At 70.7% G+C, this 17933-nt stretch carries 15 protein-coding genes and 1 pseudogene; 9 read left to right on the top strand and 7 right to left on the bottom strand.

From position 1 onward, the window contains the following. Nucleotides 1-68: 68 nt before the first annotated feature. Nucleotides 69-1388: a glycoside hydrolase family 15 protein gene (locus AB0D27_RS04895; protein ID WP_362502072.1), complete on the bottom strand. Its 1320-nt coding sequence runs from the start codon at nucleotides 1386-1388 to the stop codon at nucleotides 69-71. A 1604-nt stretch (nucleotides 1389-2992) separates the two neighbouring features. Beyond that, nucleotides 2993-3958, bottom strand: a complete 966-nt coding sequence (locus AB0D27_RS04900) for a pirin family protein (protein WP_362502074.1) — start codon at nucleotides 3956-3958, stop codon at nucleotides 2993-2995. A 178-nt stretch (nucleotides 3959-4136) separates the two neighbouring features. Between AB0D27_RS04900 and AB0D27_RS04905 the strand changes: the two genes are divergently transcribed. From AB0D27_RS04905 to AB0D27_RS04915, 3 genes are all read left to right on the top strand, one after another. Continuing rightward, nucleotides 4137-4652 (top strand): MarR family transcriptional regulator, encoded by a 516-nt coding sequence (locus AB0D27_RS04905; RefSeq protein WP_362502075.1) that lies wholly within the window; start codon nucleotides 4137-4139, stop codon nucleotides 4650-4652. Nucleotides 4653-4654: 2 nt separating this feature from the next. Continuing rightward, nucleotides 4655-5098 carry a MarR family transcriptional regulator gene (locus AB0D27_RS04910; protein ID WP_362502077.1) on the top strand — a complete coding sequence of 148 codons (444 nt, stop codon included), beginning with the start codon at nucleotides 4655-4657 and terminating at the stop codon, nucleotides 5096-5098. 94 nt (nucleotides 5099-5192) lie between these two features. Next, nucleotides 5193-5540 (top strand): tetratricopeptide repeat protein, encoded by a 348-nt coding sequence (locus AB0D27_RS04915; protein WP_362502079.1) that lies wholly within the window; start codon nucleotides 5193-5195, stop codon nucleotides 5538-5540. A 182-nt stretch (nucleotides 5541-5722) separates the two neighbouring features. On the opposite strand, the gene AB0D27_RS04920 is transcribed toward AB0D27_RS04915, so the two are convergent. Further along, nucleotides 5723-7111: a PepSY domain-containing protein gene (locus AB0D27_RS04920; RefSeq protein WP_362502081.1), complete on the bottom strand. Its 1389-nt coding sequence runs from the start codon at nucleotides 7109-7111 to the stop codon at nucleotides 5723-5725. A 552-nt stretch (nucleotides 7112-7663) separates the two neighbouring features. Between AB0D27_RS04920 and AB0D27_RS04925 the strand changes: the two genes are divergently transcribed. Together AB0D27_RS04925 and AB0D27_RS04930 are read left to right on the top strand one after the other, a co-directional pair. Then, nucleotides 7664-8320: a peptide deformylase gene (locus tag AB0D27_RS04925; RefSeq protein WP_362502083.1), complete on the top strand. Its 657-nt coding sequence runs from the start codon at nucleotides 7664-7666 to the stop codon at nucleotides 8318-8320. A gap of 2 nt (nucleotides 8321-8322) precedes the next feature. After that, a pseudogene (locus AB0D27_RS04930) lies at nucleotides 8323-8723 on the top strand (ABC transporter ATP-binding protein); the annotation flags it as partial. Nucleotides 8724-8732: 9 nt separating this feature from the next. Here AB0D27_RS04930 and AB0D27_RS04935 read toward each other — a convergent pair. Continuing rightward, nucleotides 8733-10166, bottom strand: a complete 1434-nt coding sequence (locus tag AB0D27_RS04935; protein ID WP_362502085.1) for an NAD(P)/FAD-dependent oxidoreductase — start codon at nucleotides 10164-10166, stop codon at nucleotides 8733-8735. Nucleotides 10167-10293: 127 nt separating this feature from the next. On the opposite strand from AB0D27_RS04935, the gene trxA reads away from it, so the two are divergent. After that, nucleotides 10294-10674, top strand: a complete 381-nt coding sequence (gene trxA / locus AB0D27_RS04940) for a thioredoxin (protein ID WP_362502087.1) — start codon at nucleotides 10294-10296, stop codon at nucleotides 10672-10674. A gap of 22 nt (nucleotides 10675-10696) precedes the next feature. Here the strand turns inward: trxA and AB0D27_RS04945 are convergent, their stop codons facing one another. From AB0D27_RS04945 to AB0D27_RS04955, 3 genes are all read right to left on the bottom strand, one after another. Beyond that, nucleotides 10697-12133: a benzaldehyde dehydrogenase gene (locus tag AB0D27_RS04945; RefSeq protein ID WP_362502089.1), complete on the bottom strand. Its 1437-nt coding sequence runs from the start codon at nucleotides 12131-12133 to the stop codon at nucleotides 10697-10699. 37 nt (nucleotides 12134-12170) lie between these two features. Next, nucleotides 12171-13349, bottom strand: coding sequence for a 4-hydroxybenzoate 3-monooxygenase (locus tag AB0D27_RS04950; RefSeq protein ID WP_362502091.1), 1179 nt, complete (start codon nucleotides 13347-13349; stop codon nucleotides 12171-12173). A gap of 64 nt (nucleotides 13350-13413) precedes the next feature. After that, nucleotides 13414-14448, bottom strand: coding sequence for a LacI family DNA-binding transcriptional regulator (locus AB0D27_RS04955; RefSeq protein ID WP_362502093.1), 1035 nt, complete (start codon nucleotides 14446-14448; stop codon nucleotides 13414-13416). A 168-nt stretch (nucleotides 14449-14616) separates the two neighbouring features. On the opposite strand from AB0D27_RS04955, the gene AB0D27_RS04960 reads away from it, so the two are divergent. From AB0D27_RS04960 to AB0D27_RS04970, 3 genes are all read left to right on the top strand, one after another. After that, entirely contained in the window at nucleotides 14617-16041 is a 1425-nt protein-coding gene (locus AB0D27_RS04960; RefSeq protein WP_362502095.1) for an amidase, read from the top strand. Nucleotides 16042-16067: 26 nt separating this feature from the next. Next, the gene (locus tag AB0D27_RS04965) at nucleotides 16068-16286 is read left to right on the top strand and encodes a hypothetical protein (protein WP_362502097.1); all 219 of its coding nucleotides are present in this window, start codon (nucleotides 16068-16070) and stop codon (nucleotides 16284-16286) included. Between the two features lie 133 nt (nucleotides 16287-16419). Next, nucleotides 16420-17910 (top strand): SPFH domain-containing protein, encoded by a 1491-nt coding sequence (locus AB0D27_RS04970; RefSeq protein WP_362502099.1) that lies wholly within the window; start codon nucleotides 16420-16422, stop codon nucleotides 17908-17910. Nucleotides 17911-17933: the final 23 nt, after the last annotated feature.

Consider the following 17933-nt stretch of genomic DNA (forward strand, 5'->3'; position numbering starts at 1 on the left):
CCCCTCCTTGGCTGGGAGCAGCCGGGACCACCGAAGTGGTGGCCCGGATTCGAGTCGGTCGGCCACGGTCACACTGCTTCGGCGCGAGCTCGCATGGCGGACAGATAGGCGGCGTAGCTCCACGTCAGGTTGCGAACGCTGCGCTCGTAGCCGGTGGTGCCGTCGAACTGCTCGGAGAGCTCCAGGTGGTCGCTGTGGTAGATGACGGCCTGCACCATGTCGTCACCGGTGGTCAGCAGGGCGGCGGCAGCTGCTGCCGGGGCCGAAGACGCATCGATGCCGGACTGGGCGAAGAAGGGTGCGGACAGCTCGTCCAGCGGAACCTTGCCGCTCGACTTGATCTCGGCGGCCAGCTTGTAGTGCAGCTCGGCGACGTTACACGTGGACAGGGCCCAGGGGTGACCGCCGAGCGTCGGGTGCGCGGTGTCACCGTTGTAGACATCGCCCGGGTAGCGACCGAACAGCGGCCCGATGCCGAGCTGTTCGCGGTCCGCCTTGTTGATCGGGTAGAAGGCGATGCCGCCCTCCTCCCACTGCGCGCGCAGCTGGGCCGCCGTGGCGAGGAGCTTGGTGTCGGTGAAGGACACGGCGCCGTACAGGGCCGCCTGGACGATGTCGATGTTCGGGTCGTAGCCGTCGACGACCGGGCGCTGGGGTGAGGGCTGGGCCCCGCCGCCGGGGTCGGCCATCAGGCTCACGTACTTGCTCCCGTCCCAGTGTCCTGCGAGGGCCTCGCGCAGCCACTTGATGGCGGGCTTCAGCCCGGTCGGCTTGTTGATGCCGGTGATCTTCGAGGACTGAATCTCCTCGAAACAGCGCAGCTGGGCGGCGCGGGCGAAGAAGCCGAACCCGCTGTGCTCCTCCCACAGGTTGGTGGTGGGCTTCTGGTAGACGCCGAGGAGGAAGTCCACGTTGGAGTTCACCAGGTCGACCGCCCGCTTCTGGGTGCCGAGGTCGAGCTGGTCGTAGGCGGCCAGGATGGTGATCGACTGCAGGGCGGGGCCGTCGTTCTGCTCGGTCCACGGGCGCGAGTCGCCAGCGATGTTGAAGCAGGCGTGCCCCTTCGTCGGCTGGGCGTTGGAGTGGCAGAGGTCGGCGAACTGCACGTAGTCGTTGAGCGTCTCCACCGTCCCGTCCTGACCGGTGGGCATGTTGGCCTTGGCCACCTCCATGGCCGTAATGGCTCCGTCGCGCACCCAGTTGAAGACGTAGTCCTCGTCGATGCCGGGGGTCTGGGCCGGGAACGACGGGGCGGCGATGACACAGCCCGGCTTCGAGTCCCGGGAGTAGTCGCCCGGCGATTGGGGGTCGCGGAAGGTGAAGCCGTTGCTGGCGATGTTCCGGAGCATGAAGGTGAGCATGATCGGCACGAGCGTCTGCGGGTTCACCGCTCCCGGTGCGAGGGAAGTCTGGACGTTCTCCCGCGGTTGTAGAGCTTCGGCCGGCCGGTTTGTGCGGGCGCGCATGACTGGCGCGATGTAGGACTCGGACATTGCTGAACTCCGTTATCTTTCGAGCGGATCCATTGGATCCGGCCGGCGGTCGAATCGCTGGTCAAGCGGGTCGAAAGGCTTGAAACTGAGCACATCCATGAGTTGTGCTCGACGGGGTGCGCGGGCTTCCGGCGTGAGTGAGCTCGACGGATGGCACGCGAAGACCACTGCCGCATCACCAGCGGTGCGCGGGAACCCTCGAGATGGCCAAATGGGTCGCGGACGCCTTCCGGTCGACTGGGGGCGCAACCTGCCTACTACCGGACAAGTCAGGCGGCCCGATCACCTCGGACTCATGTTTTCGCCCTGGAGGCACGGTGAGGAGAGTCGCGCACGACAAGGCCGTCAAGCCTGCGATGACCAACTAATCCGGTGTTCGCGTCGACGCCATTCCCGTAATTGCAGTAACTAGGGAATGCATCTATCCGCCCCCCTCCCCCGTTTTCTTTTCTCTCAGAAAGCACGCGATACCAAGGCTTTCCGGTTCACTGAACAATGCAGAACTGCTTTGAAGCAGCCTGAAACGTGGCCGCGGTACGCGATGTTCGTGCCACTTGGCGGCACCCCCGCTTTACGTAACGCAAGCTACAGCTAGCGGGAAGGTGCCGCAATACGAAATCCACATGTTGCGTACGAGGCTGGAGTAATCGGGAGCGACCCACTGGTGCAGAACTGCGTATCAAAGCCTGCTAGTGTGCATCAGTTTCAGCCATATTCCTATTCTCATTGACTGCGTTCTCACTCCTGTGCAAGATCTCAGCGTGGATGCACTGTGTAATCGTCGATCGCAGTTCATGATTGGTTCTCGGTCGGACACCACGTACGCCCCTTCCTCGAGGCCGGCGAATGCTGCCCAGCCCCGCGCACCCCTGAGTCCAGCGCCCCGGCGCCAAGACCAACCCTGATGTCGCCCACGTCCGCATCGGCGAGCCACGCACTGCCGGGCGCACTTCCAACCAGGACCAAGATCCGGACCGTTCACGGACCAGCACCCCGTCTCTCTCGGGACGGGACCGCCTTCTCGACAGGTCAGCGCCCCGGCGGGGGCCGTGCCACGAGCAGACGAAGAACCTGCTGGCGGCCGCTCACGCGTTCTGAAGCAGAGCCAGGCTTGCCAACGAGCCGCTTCCGAGACCCGTCGCTGCAGCCACACCGTCCCCATGGCGGCCCACCCAAGGGGTGTACGGCAGCAGCCGCACACCCGGGACATTGGGGGATTCAGCAAAGTCAGCATCGGCCTGGCCAACACGCGAGCGGCAGCTCCGGGGCGGGCGCTCCAACAGCTGCGACACCAACGCAATAGTGCTGACGCTCCGTCAGGAAAGTCGGCATTGGGTCAGCATTGGGCTGACTAAACCCGCCTACAGTTGGCCAGACATGAGAACGTAGCGTTGTCCGTCGATGTGTTCCCGAGGAGCGATCGCCCCTCGGGAAAGCCAGGTGCCGAGCGGGGACGACCGTGTCCCGCGAGAGGCTTGCACTAGAGCTGGAACCCCAGGTCAGCGCGCCCTTCCGCGCGGTTTCAGTGGTACAGGCGGGAGTTCAGGAGCAGGCAGCGGGGCACCGTCGTACCCCACCACGTCACCGAATCGAGAGCCCGTCATCCAGTCCGAACGGGCCTGTGCGATATCCGCGTTGGACCGCCCGATGAAGTTCCACCACATGATCAGCTCCTCCTCGAACGGTTCGCCGCCCAGCAGCATGAGGGCCGCGTCCGAGTCGGCGCGCAGAGGGAGTTCGGTGCGGCCGCAGCCGAGGTAGAGCATCGACCCCGGCAGTACCGGTACGCCGTCGACGTGGGCCTCGCCGGACATGGCCAGGACGGCGTACTCGAAGTCGGGCTCCAGGGGCAGTCGTACGTCGGTGCCGCCCGTCAGGGAGAGGTCGGCGCCGACGATCGGGGTGTACGTCGTGCCGGGCGAGGTCGTGCCGTCGACGGTGCCCAGGATGAGCGTGGCCGTGAGGCCGGGCGCCGTGACGCGGGGCAGTTCGGCGTGGTGCTCGAAGCGCGGGTCGGTGTGGCGGTGGCCGTCAGGGAGGGCGACCCAGAGCTGCGCGCCGTGCAGGAGGCGGGCGTGCGACTTGGGGCTCTCCTCGGAGTGGCTGATGGCCCGGCCCGAGGTCATCAGGCCCAGTTCGCGTGGGCGGATCGTCTGCAGGCTGCCCGTGGAGTCCCGGTGCAGCACCTCGCCCTCGTGCAGCCAGCTGACGGTCTGCAGGCCCATGTGCGGGTGCGGGGGAACTTGCATGCCGGGCTCGTCGGCGATGTCGTCGGGCCCGTAGTGATCGACGAAGCACCACGCGCCGACCATGCGACGGCCCAGGTTGGGCAGCAGGCGGCGGACTTCGGTGGACTCGCCGAGCTTGACCTGGCGGGGGCTGAGGAGTTCGCGCACCGGTTCGGCCACCACGAAGCCGCGGCCACCGCAGAGGGCGGGAACCGCCTCGCGATCAAGATTGCTCATGGCGCCCAACCTAGCCCCGGCGGGGCCCCTCCGTCAGGCCATCGAACCGCCCATCTTGGGGCACTTGGCTCAGAACCGGCTCGGGGCCTAGGACCTCGGTCCCGGACGCGTACGCCGTTGGTCGCACCGGCTATCCGGATAGTAGCCATGGCTATAGTAGCCATGTACTGTTTTTCCCATGAGCTCAGCAGGGTCGATATCCGAGAACGCGACGCCCGGTTTCCTCGTGTGGCGTCTGTCGATGAAGTGGCGCGTGGCCGTCGACCGGGCGGTCGCCCCGCTGGGCCTGACGCACGCGCAGTATTCGCTGGTGGCGTCGTTGTACGGCATGTACAGGGACGGGCAGCGACCCAGTCAGCGCCGGCTCGCCGACCACACCGGACTCGAACCGCTCTACGTCTCGAAACTGGCCCGCGCGCTGGAGTCGGCCGGCGTCGTCGACCGGACGCGGGATCCGGCGGACCCCCGGGCGGTCCAGTTGTCCCTCACGAAGGACGGGCTCGTGATCGCCCGCCGTGCGATCACGGTCGTTCAGGGCCTCCTGGACCAGCTTCTGCAGCCCCTCGGCGGGCTCGACGGCGAGCGCACGAAGGCGTTCAGCCGCGAGCTGGCCACCCTGCTCGACGTACCACTCGATCCGCAGACCGCACGTGAACCCGAATCGCGATCCACACCGCATTCCGCGAAGGAGTAGTCATGACCACCACCACTCCCCCCGTCAACGGCCAGGTCATAGGCCTCGCCCACTACGCGAGCCGGGCCGCCCTGGAGAGCGTGCTCGACCGCACCGGAACCACCTTCAACCAGTCGGTGGCCCTGCGGGCCGTCTCCGACAACGGCGGCACCGTCGAGCGCGACTGGCTCGTGGGCCGGCTGACCGGGGCACTGAAGATCGAAGAGGCGGCGGCGCGGGAGACCGTCGGTGAGATGACGTCCCTGAAGCTGCTGGAGGAGCCGACGGCCGGGCGGGTGTCGCTCACGGACAGCGGTCGGGAGCTGTTCGAGTCGATCCGCACGGGCGGCAACGAGATCGCGGGCCGGCTGTACGTCGGGATTCCGGCCGAGGATCTCGCGATCGCGGGTCGCGTTCTGGCCCTTGTCACGGAGCGGGCCAACGCGGAGCTGGCCGGCAACGCGTAAGACACCCCTATCGACACCAGGTAACCAGCACACCGAGAGGTCGTGGAATATTCAACTATCTGTCGCGGTTGTGGCCCCGTGAAGGAGGTCAGCAGTGGAAACGACGTACTACGACCACGGGTCGGCCGCGGAGCGCTGGGAGCGGGCGCGGATGTTCTTCGACGCCAAGGACTACGCCGCCGCCGCGCGGGTTCTGGGCGGGCTGGTCGAGGAGGTGCCGGAGCAGGTCGGACCCCGGCTGCTGCTGGCGCGCTCCTACTACCACTCGGCCCAACTGCGCCGCGCGGAGGCCCAGTTGCGTGTACTCGTGGACCTCGACCCGGTCGAGCACTACGCCCGGCTGATGCTGGGGCGCACGTTGCAGCGCCAGGGGCGGCAGGACGAGGCTGAGTCGCACCTGCGGATCGCGTCGGCGCTCGCGGGCGACTTCGAGCAGGTCTGAGCTCCCTCGGGGGAAGGCCGGTCACCTGGGTGACCGGCCTTTCGCGTGTGCGGCGTCGGTGGGCTCCCTGCCGGGTGGGGGGTAGGTTCGGACGGGTTTCTCGCCCCCTCCGCCCCTACCCGTCCCGTACCTGGGGGGGGCTCCGCCCCCCAGACCCCCCGTATCGCGCTTCGCGCTCGTCCTCAAACGCCGGACGGGCTGATGCCTTTCCTCCGGTATGTGATCTCGCTCAGCAGTACGTCCACGGCGATGAACGCCGCCAGGGGGATGCCCAGGAGTGGGACGAAGTAGCCGAGGACGGCTACGGCCGCCATCGCCGGGGCCAGGATCTGCGGCGGGACCTGCTGCCAGGCGCCGCGCGGGATGGGGCGGCCGAACGCCGAGGCGCGGCCGCGCTGCCACCACATGCGGTAACCCCACACGATGAGCAGGATCAGCGAGAGCGCGAGCGCCATCAGGGCGATCTGGTTGAGAAGGCCGAAGAGGACGCCGGTGTGGGCGTCGATGCCCCAGCGGGTGAGCTTGGCGAGCAACGGGTAGTCCGCGAACCGGAGTTCGTCGATGACCTTGCCGGTCGCCGGGTCGACGGCCACCGAGTCCTGCTTCTCGGGCCAGCTGCGCTGGATCTGTTTGACGACGTAGGCGGAGTCGGCGTCCGCGGGCGCGACGATCTCGACCGGGTCGCCGAGTCCCTTGGCGCGAGCGGCCGCGAGAATCGTGTCGAGGTCCCCCGTCGTGGCCGCAGCGCTGCCCGCACCCGTGTGGCCCGCGTGCTCGCCGCTCGTCGCCGCCGACACCGAGGGAGTCGCCTGGCCGAGCGAGGTCCTCAGGGTGTCGATGTTCGCTCCGGCGTACGTCGACCAGGTCAGACCCGTCGCCGAGAGGAAGATGAACCCCGCGGCGGCCCAGACGCCGACCGTGCCGTGCAGTCCGAGGGTGCGGCGACGTCCGCTGGTGCCGCGCACCTTGCGCTGGGCCCGGCGGCGGCCGAACCACAGCACGATGCCGCCGCCCGCGATCACCCACAGCCAGCTCGCGGCGAACTCGCTGTACAGGCGGCCGTTCTCATCGAGGTGCAGGTCCCGGTGGAACTCGTCGATCCAGGTGCGCAGCGGGAGCGCGCCGGTGGAGCCGTACTGCTCCAGGGCTCCACGCACCTTCCCGGTGTACGGGTCGACGAAGACCGCGAGGGTGTGGTCGGCGCCCACACCCGGGACGCCGGAGAGCAGCACGCGGGTCGTCGCGTCTTCCTCCGGGGAGGGGCGTACGGCCGAGACGGTGCCCTCGGGGTGAGCCTTGCGGGCGGCGCTCACCTGCTGGGACAGCGGCAGCTTGTGATTGCCGACCGGGACGGTCAGCTCGTGCGCGTACACGATCTTCTCGGCCTGGAACGAGGCGGCGTAGAGAAGGCCCGTCGTGGCGGCGACCAGCAGAAACGGGGCGACGAGCACTCCGGCGTAGAAGTGCAGGCGCAGGATCAGGGGGCGCAGCGGGGACCAGAGTCCGCGTGTCGGTGGCGGCGCGACGGACTGCGGGGACTCGTCCGTCGTGGTCGAGGGAGCGGTGGACATCGGCGGGGTTCTCCGGGGAGGCAGGGGACGGGAACGGGCCGTGGGCCGGGGAGTTGGGCTCCCTTCGCCGGTGGCGGTCCAGTAGTCGGGGCGTGGGGGCATCGAGTTCCCGGGGGCGTGCGTGGCCTGCGCCACACGCGGGAGGCGCGTGACGGCGCGTCACGCGCAAGCAGTAGTGGGTACGCGTGACGGTGCGTCACACGCAGGCGGATGCCGATGCGCCAAGCGGTGCCTCACACGTAGGCAGAAGCGGGCACGCGTGGCGGTACGGCACACGCGGGCACGCCCGGACGTGACGTGCCTGGCTGTGCTCCCGAGCCGGACACCGACGCGTGTGACGGTGCGCCACATGCTGACGTGCGCGGCGCGCGTGACGGTGCGCCACACGCAGACATGCGCGACGCGCGTGACTGTGCGCCATACAGACACGACGCGCGTGCCGGTGCGCCATAAACAGACACGCCGCGCATGACGGTGCGGCGCGCGCGGAAAGATGCGGGACTCGCCCGGCTCCGTCTCGCTCCGCGCGATCCCTCTTGGCATCCTGGCGCGATGGCATCCGAACGTGACTCCAGCACCGCCCGCCCTCTGAGCGACCGCGTCGAGGAACTCCTCCTCCATGAAGGCCCGTTGCCGATCATCGCGGCCGGTGACCCGGTGCTGCGCCGGATGGCGGAGCCCTTCGACGGCCAGCTGGACCCGGGCCTGCTGGCCCGCTTCGTCGCCGCTCTGCGCGCGACGATGCACGCGGCGCCTGGTGTCGGCCTGGCGGCACCGCAGGTCGGCGTACCGCTGCGCATCGCCGTCGTCGAGGACCCGGCGCCGGTGTCCGAGGAGGTGCGTCTGGCGCGCGGGCGGGTGCCGCAGCCGTTCCGGGTGCTGGTCAATCCGTCGTACGAGGGAGTCGGCGCCGGCAGGGCCGCGTTCTTCGAGGGCTGCCTGAGCGTCCCGGGCTGGCAGGCCGTGGTGGCCCGGCACGCCGAGGTGCGGCTGACGGCGCTGGACGAGCACGGCCGCCCGCTCGACGAGGTGTTCACCGGCTGGCCCGCGCGCATCGTCCAGCACGAGACGGACCACCTGGACGGCATGCTCTATGTCGACCGCGCGGAGCCGCGCTCACTGTCCTCGAACCAGGCGATGGCGGATCTCTGGAGCCAGCCGACGCCGCGGCAGGCGGCGGCGGAACTCGGTTTCACCCTGCCCGACTGAAAAACCGCGCCGACACGGTACGCGGCCACCTGGCCGGCGCCGCGCCGCATCTCAGCGACGGCGAGGGGCGGCGGGTGCTCGGCTCGTTCCTGTTCACCGGCGACGACGCCGACAAGCGCGTCGGCGTCCTGTCCGGGGGCGAGAAGACCCGGCCCGACGCCCTGGCGGGACTCGTGCACTCGGGCGCGAACGTCCTTCTGCTGGACGAGCCCACCAACAACCTCGACCCGGTCTCCCGCGCCGAGGTGCCGGCCGCGGTGGGCACGTACCCGGGCGCGATCGTCAGGGTCACCCACGACGAGGGCCCCTCGAGGCCCTGCGTCCGGACCGGGTGCTGCTGCTCCCGGAGGCGGACGAGGACCTGTGGAGGGATGAGTATCTGGAGCTGGTGTCCCGGGCGTGACGCCCGTTGTCACGCGTCCCGGAACGCCTCGAGCAGCCGCAGCCACACCTCGCTGATCGTCGGATACGACGGCACCGCGTGCCACAGGCGGCTGATCGGCACCTCGCCGGCCACCGCGACGGACGCCGAGTGGATCAGTTCGCCCACTCCGGAGCCGACGAAGGTCACGCCGAGGAGGATCTCGCGGTTGATGTCGACGACCATGCGGGCCCGGCCGCGATAGCCGTCCGCGTACAGGCCCGCGCCCGCCACCGAGGACATGTCGACGTCCACGGCGCGGACGCGATGGCCGGCCTCTTCCGCCTCGGCGAGGGAGAGCCCCACGGCCGCGGCCTCCGGGTCGGTGAAGACGACCTGGGGAACGGCCGAATGGTCGGCGGTCGCGGCATGGGCGCCCCAGGGGTCCGTCTCCAGAAGGGGCACCCCCGCGGCGCGGGCTGCGATGGCGGCGCCCGCGATCCGGGCCTGGTACTTGCCCTGGTGGGTGAGGAGTGCCCGGTGGTTGACGTCACCGACCGCGTACAGCCACTCGCTGCCGACCACCCGCAGGCTGTCATCGACGTCGAGCCACCTGCCCGCCTCCAGGCCGACCGTGTCGAGGCCGAGGTCGTCCGTGCGGGGCGCGCGGCCGGTGGCGAAGAGAATCTCGTCGGCCTCGATACGGTCCCCGGAGTCGGTCAGCGCGACCACGGCCGAGCCCTCCCGGGTCACCGCGGTCACTGAGGTGCCGGTGCGCACGTCCGCGCCCGCCTCCGTCAGGGCCTCGGCGACCAGTTCCCCGGCGAAGGGCTCCATACGGGGCAGCAGGCCCTTGCCGCGCACCAGGAGAGTGACCTGGGAGCCGAGGGCCTGCCAGGCCGTGGCCATCTCGGCGGCCACGACGCCGCCGCCCACCACGATCAGCCGCCCGGGCACGGCATGCGCGCTGGTGGCCTCACGGCTGGTCCAGGGCTTGACCTGGGCGAGTCCCGGCAGGTCGGGGAGGAGGGCGCGGCTACCGGTGCAGACGGCGACGGCGTGCCGGGCGGTGAGGACGTGCCGCTCACCCTCCGGGCCATCGACCTTCACCGTGCGTGATCCGGTAAGCCGCCCGTGTCCTCGGTAGAGGTCGGCTCCGATGCCGTTCAGCCAGTCGACCTGGCCGTCGTCCTTCCAGTGGGAGGTGTAGTAGTCCCGGTGGGCGAGGACCGCTGGGGCGTCGAGGGGGCCTTGCACGGACTGCCTCAGTCCGGGCACACGGCGGGCGTCGGCGCGGGCGATGACCGGGCGCAGGAGGGCCTTGCTGGGCATGCAGGCCCAGTAGGAGCACTCGCCGCCGACCAGCTCACTCTCCACGATCGCGGTGGAGAGGCCTGCCGCGCGGGTGCGGTCGGCGAGGTTCTCCCCCACGGGCCCGGCACCGAGCACCACGACGTCGTACGCGATGGTTTCCGTTTCCGTCATGGGGCCAGTCTGGTTGTTGGTGTGCGCCGTGGCCACACGGGTACGTGCGCGGAATACGCGGCCGACGGGCGGCGTTGTGCACACCGGTTTGCCCCGAGCCCCGACACCAGGAAGAGGGAAACACGCCATGAGCAGCACCGTGGAGCTCACCAAGGAGAACTTCGACCAGACGGTCACGGACAACGAGTTCGTCCTGATCGACTTCTGGGCGTCCTGGTGCGGGCCGTGCCGTCAGTTCGCCCCCGTCTACGAGAAGGCGGCCGAGGCAAACCCCGACCTGGTGTTCGCCAAGGTCGACACCGAGGCGCAGCCGGAGCTGGCCGCGGCCTTCGAGGTCCAGTCGATCCCGACTCTGATGATCGTCCGCGACCAGGTCGCGATCTTCTCCCAGGCCGGGGCCTTGCCCCAGGCCGCCCTGGACGACGTCATCGGGCAGGCCCGGAAGCTGGACATGGACGAGGTCCGCAAGCAGGTCGCCGAGCAGCAGGCTCAGCAGGCCGGCCAGTAGGACATCCGGGTGGCCTGGCGGCCTAGAACGGGTACGCCGCCACATCCCCGCGCACCGTCGTCCAGCGCACGTCGGTGAAGGCCTCCAGGTTGGCCTCGCCGCCGAAGCGCGCGCCGGTGCCGGAGGCGGCGATCCCGCCGAAGGGCGCGACGGCCTCGTCGTTGACGGTCTGGTCGTTGATGTGGGCGATGCCGGTGGGGACGCGCTCGGCGAGGTCGAGGCCGCGCGCGGTGTCCCGCGTCACGATGCCGAGCGAGAGGCCGTACGGTCCCGCGGACGCGAGGGCCGCGGCCTCGTCGACAGTCGTGAACGAACGCACCGGCGCGACCGGCCCGAAGACCTCCTGCGCGTACGCCGGGGTGGAGTCGTCGACTCCGGCCAGGACCGTCGGCCGGTAGAACAGCTTCTCGTGCGAGCCGCCCGCCGCCAGCTTCGCCCCGTGCGCCGTGCTGGACTCCACCAGGCCCTGGATCTTGGCGAGTTGGACGCCGTCGATGATCGGTCCGAGGTGCACCTGCTCGCGGTACGGGTCGCCGACGGTGAGGGAGTCGGCCTTGGCGGCCAGCCGCTCGATGTACTCCTCGTACAGGGACGCGTGGACGAGATGGCGTCCCGTCGTCATGCAGATCTGGCCCTGGTGGAAGAACGAGCCCCAGGCCGCCGTGGAGATCACCGCGTCGATGTCGGCGTCCTCCAGCACGATCAGTGCCGAGTTGCCGCCCAACTCCAGGTGCGCGCGCTTGAGATGCCGTCCGGCCGCCTCACCCACCGCGCGTCCGGCGGCGGTCGAGCCCGTGAAGGAGATCACGGGCACATGGGGGTCGGCGACCAGCGCCTGACCGGCGTCGGGACCACCGGGCAGGACATGCAGCAGCCCCTCCGGCAGACCCGCCTCGGCGAAGACGGCGGCGAGCGCGAGACCGCCGCACACGGCGGTGCGGGGGTCCGGCTTGAGCACGACGGCGTTGCCGAGCGCGAGGGCGGGGGCCACCGAGCGGATCGAGAGGATCAGGGGGGCGTTGAAGGGGGCGATCACCCCCACGACGCCGACCGGGATGCGCCGGGTGTACGACAGGCGCGGCGCCTCCGAGGGCAGGATCTGGCCCGTCGGACGTGAGGCGAGCGCGGCCGCCTCGTAGCACTCCTGGGCGGCGACGTGCAGCTCGAAGCCGGCCTTGCCGGGAATGGAGCCGGACTCGCGGACGATCCAGTCGCGCAGTTCGTCGGCGTGCGCGGCGAAGAGGTCACCCGCCTTGCGCAGTACGGCGGCGCGCACGAAATGCGGGGCCTTGGCCCACTCGGGCTGGGCGGCGCGGGCGTCCCGTGCCGCCGCGGCCACGTCCTCGGTGGCGGCGAGCGTGACAGCGCCGAGCCGTTCGCCGGTGGCGGGCTCGGTGACGGCGTACTCACCGCCCGAGAGGGTGCGGTTCTGCCAGGTCTTGGGGTCCAGCAGCGGCATGTCGGCTCTCCGATCGATCACTCAAGTGCAGCGGGACTCACAGCGCGAGGGGTAGCCCCGTGTAGTTCGCGGCCAGTTCGGCTGCCGCGGGGCGGGACGCGGTGATCCGGCGCAGCCGCGCGAGCTGCAGCCGGTACTCGAAGGCATCCTCATCTGGTTGAGCATGCAACATCCTAGTCATGTCGTACGAGAAGCGCGTGGCCTGCCACACCCGGCCGAGACACAACTGCGAGTAACGGTCCAGGAGTTGACCGGACCCGGTGCGGTACAGCTCGGCGAAGCCGCGGGCCAGCACCCGTACGTCGGACACCGCGAGGTTGAGGCCCTTGGCTCCGGTCGGCGGCACGATGTGGGCGGCGTCCCCGGCGAGGAACAGCCGTCCGTGGCGCATCGGTTCTTGGACGCGACTGCGCACCGGCGTCACCGACTTGGCGGTGATGGGGCCGCGCTCCAGCCGCCAATCGCCGTCGATCGCGAAGCGCGCGCCGAGTTCGTCCCAGACACGCTCGTCGGGCCAGTCGCGGGGGTCGGTGCCGTTCGGGACCTGCAAGTAGAGCCGAGACACCGATGACGAACGCATGCTGTGCAGCGCGAAGCCGCCCGGGCCGCGCGCGTAGACCAACTCGTCGCAGGACGGCGGCACATCGGCGAGGATCCCGAGCCACGAGTACGGATAGTCGTGCGTGTAGGTGCGGCCCACCTCGGCCGGGAACGCGTCGCGCGCGATCCCGTGGGACCCGTCGCACCCCACCACGTAGTCGCAGCTCAGGGTCTGCTCGCGCCCCTCGTGCACAAACCGCACCAGGGGGGAATCGCTCTCCGGCTTCTCCACGGCGAGCGCCGGCGCCTCGAACAACAGCGGCGGCCCCTCGGCCAGCAGGAGCGCGACCAGGTCCTTCACGATCTCGGTCTGGGCGTAGATCGTGACGGTACGGCCGCCCGTGAGCACCGGGAAGTCGATGTGGTGGCGTTCGCGGTCGAAGCGCAGCTCGATGCCGTGGTGGATCAGGCCCTCGGCGTCCAGGCGTTCGGCCGCGCCGCACTCGCGCAGCGCGTCCACCGTGCCCTGCTCGAGCATGCCGGCGCGCTGGCGGTGCTCGACGTACGCCCGCGTCCTGCCCTCCAGGACGACGCAGTCGATCCCCTTCCGGTGCAGCAGCCTGGCCAGCAGGAGTCCTGCCGGTCCCGCGCCGATGATGCCGACCGTGGTCCGCATGTCGCGCCTCCGGTGTCCGGTGCCCGGCCCTCACATACACGCCGGGCAACAGGCCCAGCCTCTCTCAGCTCGACTCCCGGTGCACCACCCGCGCGCCCAGCACCTCGTGCGTCTCGGCCGCGGCGCCGGGTTCCCGGACCGCGCGGTCGACCAGCTCGGCGAGGTCGCGCCCGGACGGCAGCTCGATGTGTACGGTGCTCAGCCGGGGCCGCAGCAGCCTGCCGAGCATCAGATCGTCCGCGCCGACGACGGCTACTTCGTCCGGGATGCCGACGCCCTCGTCCTGCAGGGCGCGCATGAGCAGCATCGCGTACTCGTCGTTGTAGGCGAACACGGCGTCGAGGCCGAGGGAGCGCCAGCGCGCCGCGAGCCGGGCGGCGGCCTCCTCCTCGTATGCCAGGGGCAGCTCGGTCACCGACGCGTCCGAGCCGTGCAGGGCGCGGCGTACGCCTTCGAGGCGGGGCCTGGCGAAGATCTCCAGCCCGGTTTCCGCGGGCATCACGACGCCGACACGGCGGCGGCCGCGGGCCAATAGGTGAGCGCCGGCGCAGTGGCCGACCCGGTCGTGGTCCATGAGCAGCGCGTGGGCGCCCTCGACGCGCTCGGGGCCCAGGGTGACCACGGCGCGGGCACCGGCGCGCTTGAGGAGGGCCACGCCCCGCGGACCGAGACCACTGCCGGGCACCAGGACGGCGACCGGGCGCAGCTCCGCCCAGACTCGCGCGGCCTCGTCGCCGTGCAGGCCGACACCGCCGTACTGGACGACGGTGTAGTCCAGACGGCTGAGGGCCCACTGAAGCTCGTTGAAGAACTGGTTGTAGAGCGGCCCCACGGGCACGGTCGGGGTGGGCATCAGGACCATCCGGCTGTGCCCGGCGCGCAGACTGCGGGCGGCGGCGTGCGGGACGTACCCGAGCTCCTTGGCGGCCTCGTGGACGCGACGGCGGGTGGGTTCGCTGATGCGGACGGCGCTGGTGTTATTCAGAACGTAGGAGACGGTCGCGCGCGAGACACCCGCGAGGCGTGCCACATCGGCACTCGTCGGCACGGGTCGTTGTGCGGGCGACGGCGGGGAGGGCTGCTTCGGTATCTGCACCATGACGTACGGCATCCTTGCAGAAGCACGGCGCGCCGCCGGGTGCAGGGGGAGCCGGACGATCCCGGGCGGCCGGAACTCGCCGTTCCACAAGGGAACTTACGCGTCCCGTACCGGAGGGCCCGTCCGGAGGTTACCGTGCGGTAGACGACGTGCTTCGGAGGTGTCCCCATGGCTCCCGACCGTGCCCCGGGTCTGGCGGAGTGTGCCCGCGCCCTCGCCGACGGCGAGGTGAGCGCACGCGAGGTGGTGGAGCGGGCGCTGGCCCGGATCGAGGCGACCCAGCCCACCCTCAACGCCTTCCGACTGGTGCGCGCCGAGGCGGCGCTCGCCGAGGCCGACGCGGCGGACAAGGAGCTGGCCGCCGGGATGCGGCGGCCGCTGCTCGGGGTGCCGGTGGCGGTCAAGGACGACATGGACGTGGCGGGCGAACCGACCGCGTTCGGCTGCCGGGGCGACCATCTGCCGGTGGCCGAGGACGGCGAGGCCGTACGCCGTCTGAGGGAGGCCGGCGCCATCGTGATCGGCAAGACGAACACTTGCGAACTCGGCCAGTGGCCCTTCACCGAGGGGCCCGCCTTCGGCATCACCCGCAACCCCTGGCACCGCGAGCACACCCCGGGTGGCTCGTCGGGGGGCTCGGCGGCGGCCGTGGCGGCGGGTCTGGTCCCGGCGGCGCTGGGCTCGGACGGCGCCGGCTCGGTGCGCATCCCGGCCGGCTGGACGCATCTGATCGGCATCAAGCCGCAGCGCGGCCGGATCTCCACCTGGCCGCGCCCGGAGTCGTTCCATGGCATCACCGTGAACGGCACGCTCGCCCGCACCGTCGCGGACGCCGCCCTGCTCCTCGACGCGGCGAGCGGCAACCATGACGGCGACCTGCACCGCCCGTCCGCGCTGCGGGTGTCGGACGCGGTGGGGCGCGAGCCGGGCCGCCTCAGGATCGCGCTGTCGCTGAAGCCGCCGTTCACGGCGCTGCCCGCCCGGCTCGACCCCGTCGTACGGGAGCGGGTGGTCGCCCTCGCGGAGCGCCTCGCGGCGCTCGGGCACACGGTGGAGGAGGCCGAGCCGCGGTACGGGCAGATCGGGCTCACGTTCATCCCGCGCGCGACGGCGGGGCTCGCCGAGCGGGTGCGCGCCGCCCCGTTCCCGGACCTTCTCGACCGGCGTACCCGCGGCGCCGCCCGCCTCGGCCGGCTGCTCGGCGGCGCGCCCCTGCGGGTGGCCCGGCGCGCCGAGGCCACGCTGCACCGGCGGATCGGCGCGCTCTTCGAGACGTACGACGTGCTGCTGGCGCCGACGACCGCCGCTCCCCCGCCGCGGATCGGCTCGATGGTGAACCTGAACGGCTTCGGCACCGACCGGGCCATGATCGCCGCCTGTCCCTACGCCTGGCCCTGGAACATCCTCGGCTGGCCCGGGGTGAACGTCCCCGCGGGCTTCGTCGGCGAGGGCCTGCCGGTCGGCGCGCAGCTGCTCGGTCCTGCGGACAGCGAGCCGCTGCTGGTGTCGCTGGCGGCCCAGTTGGAGGCCGATCAGCGCTGGCACGAACGGTGGCCGCCGCACGAGAGCGCCGCGGACTCGGCGGTGGCATAGGCGACTTCGCACCGTACGCTGTGACCATGGACGACGCGTCGATGGTCGGGTTGATGGGGCGGGTGACCGGCACGGTCGGACCCGGGCTCGTCGGCGAGGTGATCGTCCGGGTGCGCGGCGGCGCCGAACACTTCCTCGCGTACCCCGCGCCGGGAGCGGAGCGCATCGAGCGGGGCACGGTGGTGATGGTGGTGGAGTACCTGCCGCCGCGGACCGTCTACGTCTCGGCGGCGTACGACAGTTGAGCCCGTCCCCTCCCAGGTGAGAGGGTCGGCGTCAAGATTGCAACAAGGATCCGTCAGCGTCTGTACCCCGGCCTTGCCAAGGAGCACACTCCCGTTCGTTCGGTGCCGATAGGGCACCATGCAAAGGGGGCGTATGCCGATGGTTGTCGGCGTCGTGGCGGGGGCAGTTGTCCTCGCACTGATCTTCGTCGTTGTGGTCTTCAAGCTCATGTGGCGCGTCGCGGAGCCCAACGAAGCACTGATCATCTCCGGTTCGAAGCATCGGACCGAAGGTCTTGAAGAAGGCATGGGATTCCGCATCGTGACGGGGCGCGGCACGCTGGTGCTGCCGGGCGTGCAGGCGGTGCGCAAGATCTCGCTCGACCTCAACGAGACCGAGCTGCACGTGGACTGCGTGACCCACCAGGGCATTCCGCTCAAGGTGCGCGGCGTGGTCATCTTCAAGGTGGGCGACGACTTCGTGTCGATCGCCAACGCGGGCCGCCGCTTCCTCGACCAGCAGAAGCTGATGGCGGAGCGGGTGCACAACGTCTTCGCCGGTCATCTGCGGTCCATCGTCGGCGGGTTGACCGTCGAGGACATGATCCGCGACCGCGAGAAGCTGACCGGCCAGACCCGGGCCGCGTGCGGTACGGAGATGGAGAAGCTCGGTCTGATCGTCGACTCGCTGCAGATCCACGAGATCGAGGACCCGACCGGGTACATCAAGAACCTGGCCATGCCGCACGCCGCCGCTGTACAGCGCGACGCGCGGATCGCGCAGGCCGAGGCGAACCGTCTCGCCACCGAGGCCGAACAGAAGGCCGCGGCACGGATGTCGGAGGCGACCCGGGACAGCGAGATCCTGCAGGCCGGCTACCAGGCCGAGCGGGACAAGGCTGCCGCCAAGGCCCGGCAGGCCGGGCCGCTCGCCGACGCCGCCGCCCGGCAGGACGTCGTCGTCCAGGAGACCCGCATCGCCGAACTCGAGGCGCACCGCCGTGAGCAGCAGCTCCAGGCGGACGTCCGCAAGCCCGCGGACGCCAAGGCGTACGAGACCCGGGCGCGGGCCGAGGCCGAGCGTGACGCGCGTATCTCGGCCGCGCAGGCCAAGGCGAAGGAGACCGAACTCGCCGCGGCGGCCGAGGCGACCCGGGTCAAGACGGCGGCCAACGCGGAAGCCGAGGCGACGAAGGCGAGGGGTGCGGCCGCGGCGACGGCGACCAAGGCCACCGGTGAGGCCGAGGCGGCCGCGGCCCAGGCCAAGGGACTCGCCGCCGCCGAGGCGACGCGCGCGCAGGGTCTCGCCGAGGCGGAAGCCATCAAGGCGCGGGCCGCCGCCCTCGCCGAGAACCAGGAGGCGGTGGTTGCCCAGCAACTCGCCGAGAACTGGCCGGAGATCGTCCAGGCGGGCGCGAGCGCGTTCGGCAACGTCGACCACATGGTGCTGCTCAATGGCGCCGACGGCATGTCGGACGTGTTCGCCAAGGCCCTCACCATGGGCGGCACCGGCCTGGGCCTGGCACGCCAGTTGCTCGCGTCGATGAACCAGGACGGGGCGACGGACAAGGGCACGGCGGCCGCGCTCAACGGGTTCGTACCGCCGCGGTCGGAGAAGGTGCCGGTGGAGAAGGACGAGGGGTGACACGCTGAGGCTTCGGGCGTACG

Origin of the sequence: Streptomyces sp. NPDC048415, assembly GCF_040651675.1 — a bacterium.
Lineage (GTDB): Bacteria > Actinomycetota > Actinomycetes > Streptomycetales > Streptomycetaceae > Streptomyces.

Bases quoted from the DNA above. Each gene is read 5' to 3' on its own strand.
- AB0D27_RS04950 (WP_362502091.1), bottom strand. From the start codon at position 13,349: ATGCGGACCACGGTCGGCATCATCGGCGCGGGACCGGCAGGACTCCTG.
- AB0D27_RS04925 (WP_362502083.1), top strand. From the start codon at position 7,664: ATGGCATCCGAACGTGACTCCAGCACCGCCCGCCCTCTGAGCGACCGC.
- AB0D27_RS04965 (WP_362502097.1), top strand. From the start codon at position 16,068: ATGGACGACGCGTCGATGGTCGGGTTGATGGGGCGGGTGACCGGCACG.
- AB0D27_RS04945 (WP_362502089.1), bottom strand. From the start codon at position 12,133: ATGCCGCTGCTGGACCCCAAGACCTGGCAGAACCGCACCCTCTCGGGC.
- trxA (WP_362502087.1), top strand. From the start codon at position 10,294: ATGAGCAGCACCGTGGAGCTCACCAAGGAGAACTTCGACCAGACGGTC.
- AB0D27_RS04920 (WP_362502081.1), bottom strand. From the start codon at position 7,111: ATGTCCACCGCTCCCTCGACCACGACGGACGAGTCCCCGCAGTCCGTC.
- AB0D27_RS04935 (WP_362502085.1), bottom strand. From the start codon at position 10,166: ATGACGGAAACGGAAACCATCGCGTACGACGTCGTGGTGCTCGGTGCC.
- AB0D27_RS04960 (WP_362502095.1), top strand. From the start codon at position 14,617: ATGGCTCCCGACCGTGCCCCGGGTCTGGCGGAGTGTGCCCGCGCCCTC.
- AB0D27_RS04900 (WP_362502074.1), bottom strand. From the start codon at position 3,958: ATGAGCAATCTTGATCGCGAGGCGGTTCCCGCCCTCTGCGGTGGCCGC.
- AB0D27_RS04970 (WP_362502099.1), top strand. From the start codon at position 16,420: ATGCCGATGGTTGTCGGCGTCGTGGCGGGGGCAGTTGTCCTCGCACTG.
- AB0D27_RS04910 (WP_362502077.1), top strand. From the start codon at position 4,655: ATGACCACCACCACTCCCCCCGTCAACGGCCAGGTCATAGGCCTCGCC.
- AB0D27_RS04955 (WP_362502093.1), bottom strand. From the start codon at position 14,448: ATGGTGCAGATACCGAAGCAGCCCTCCCCGCCGTCGCCCGCACAACGA.
- AB0D27_RS04905 (WP_362502075.1), top strand. From the start codon at position 4,137: ATGAGCTCAGCAGGGTCGATATCCGAGAACGCGACGCCCGGTTTCCTC.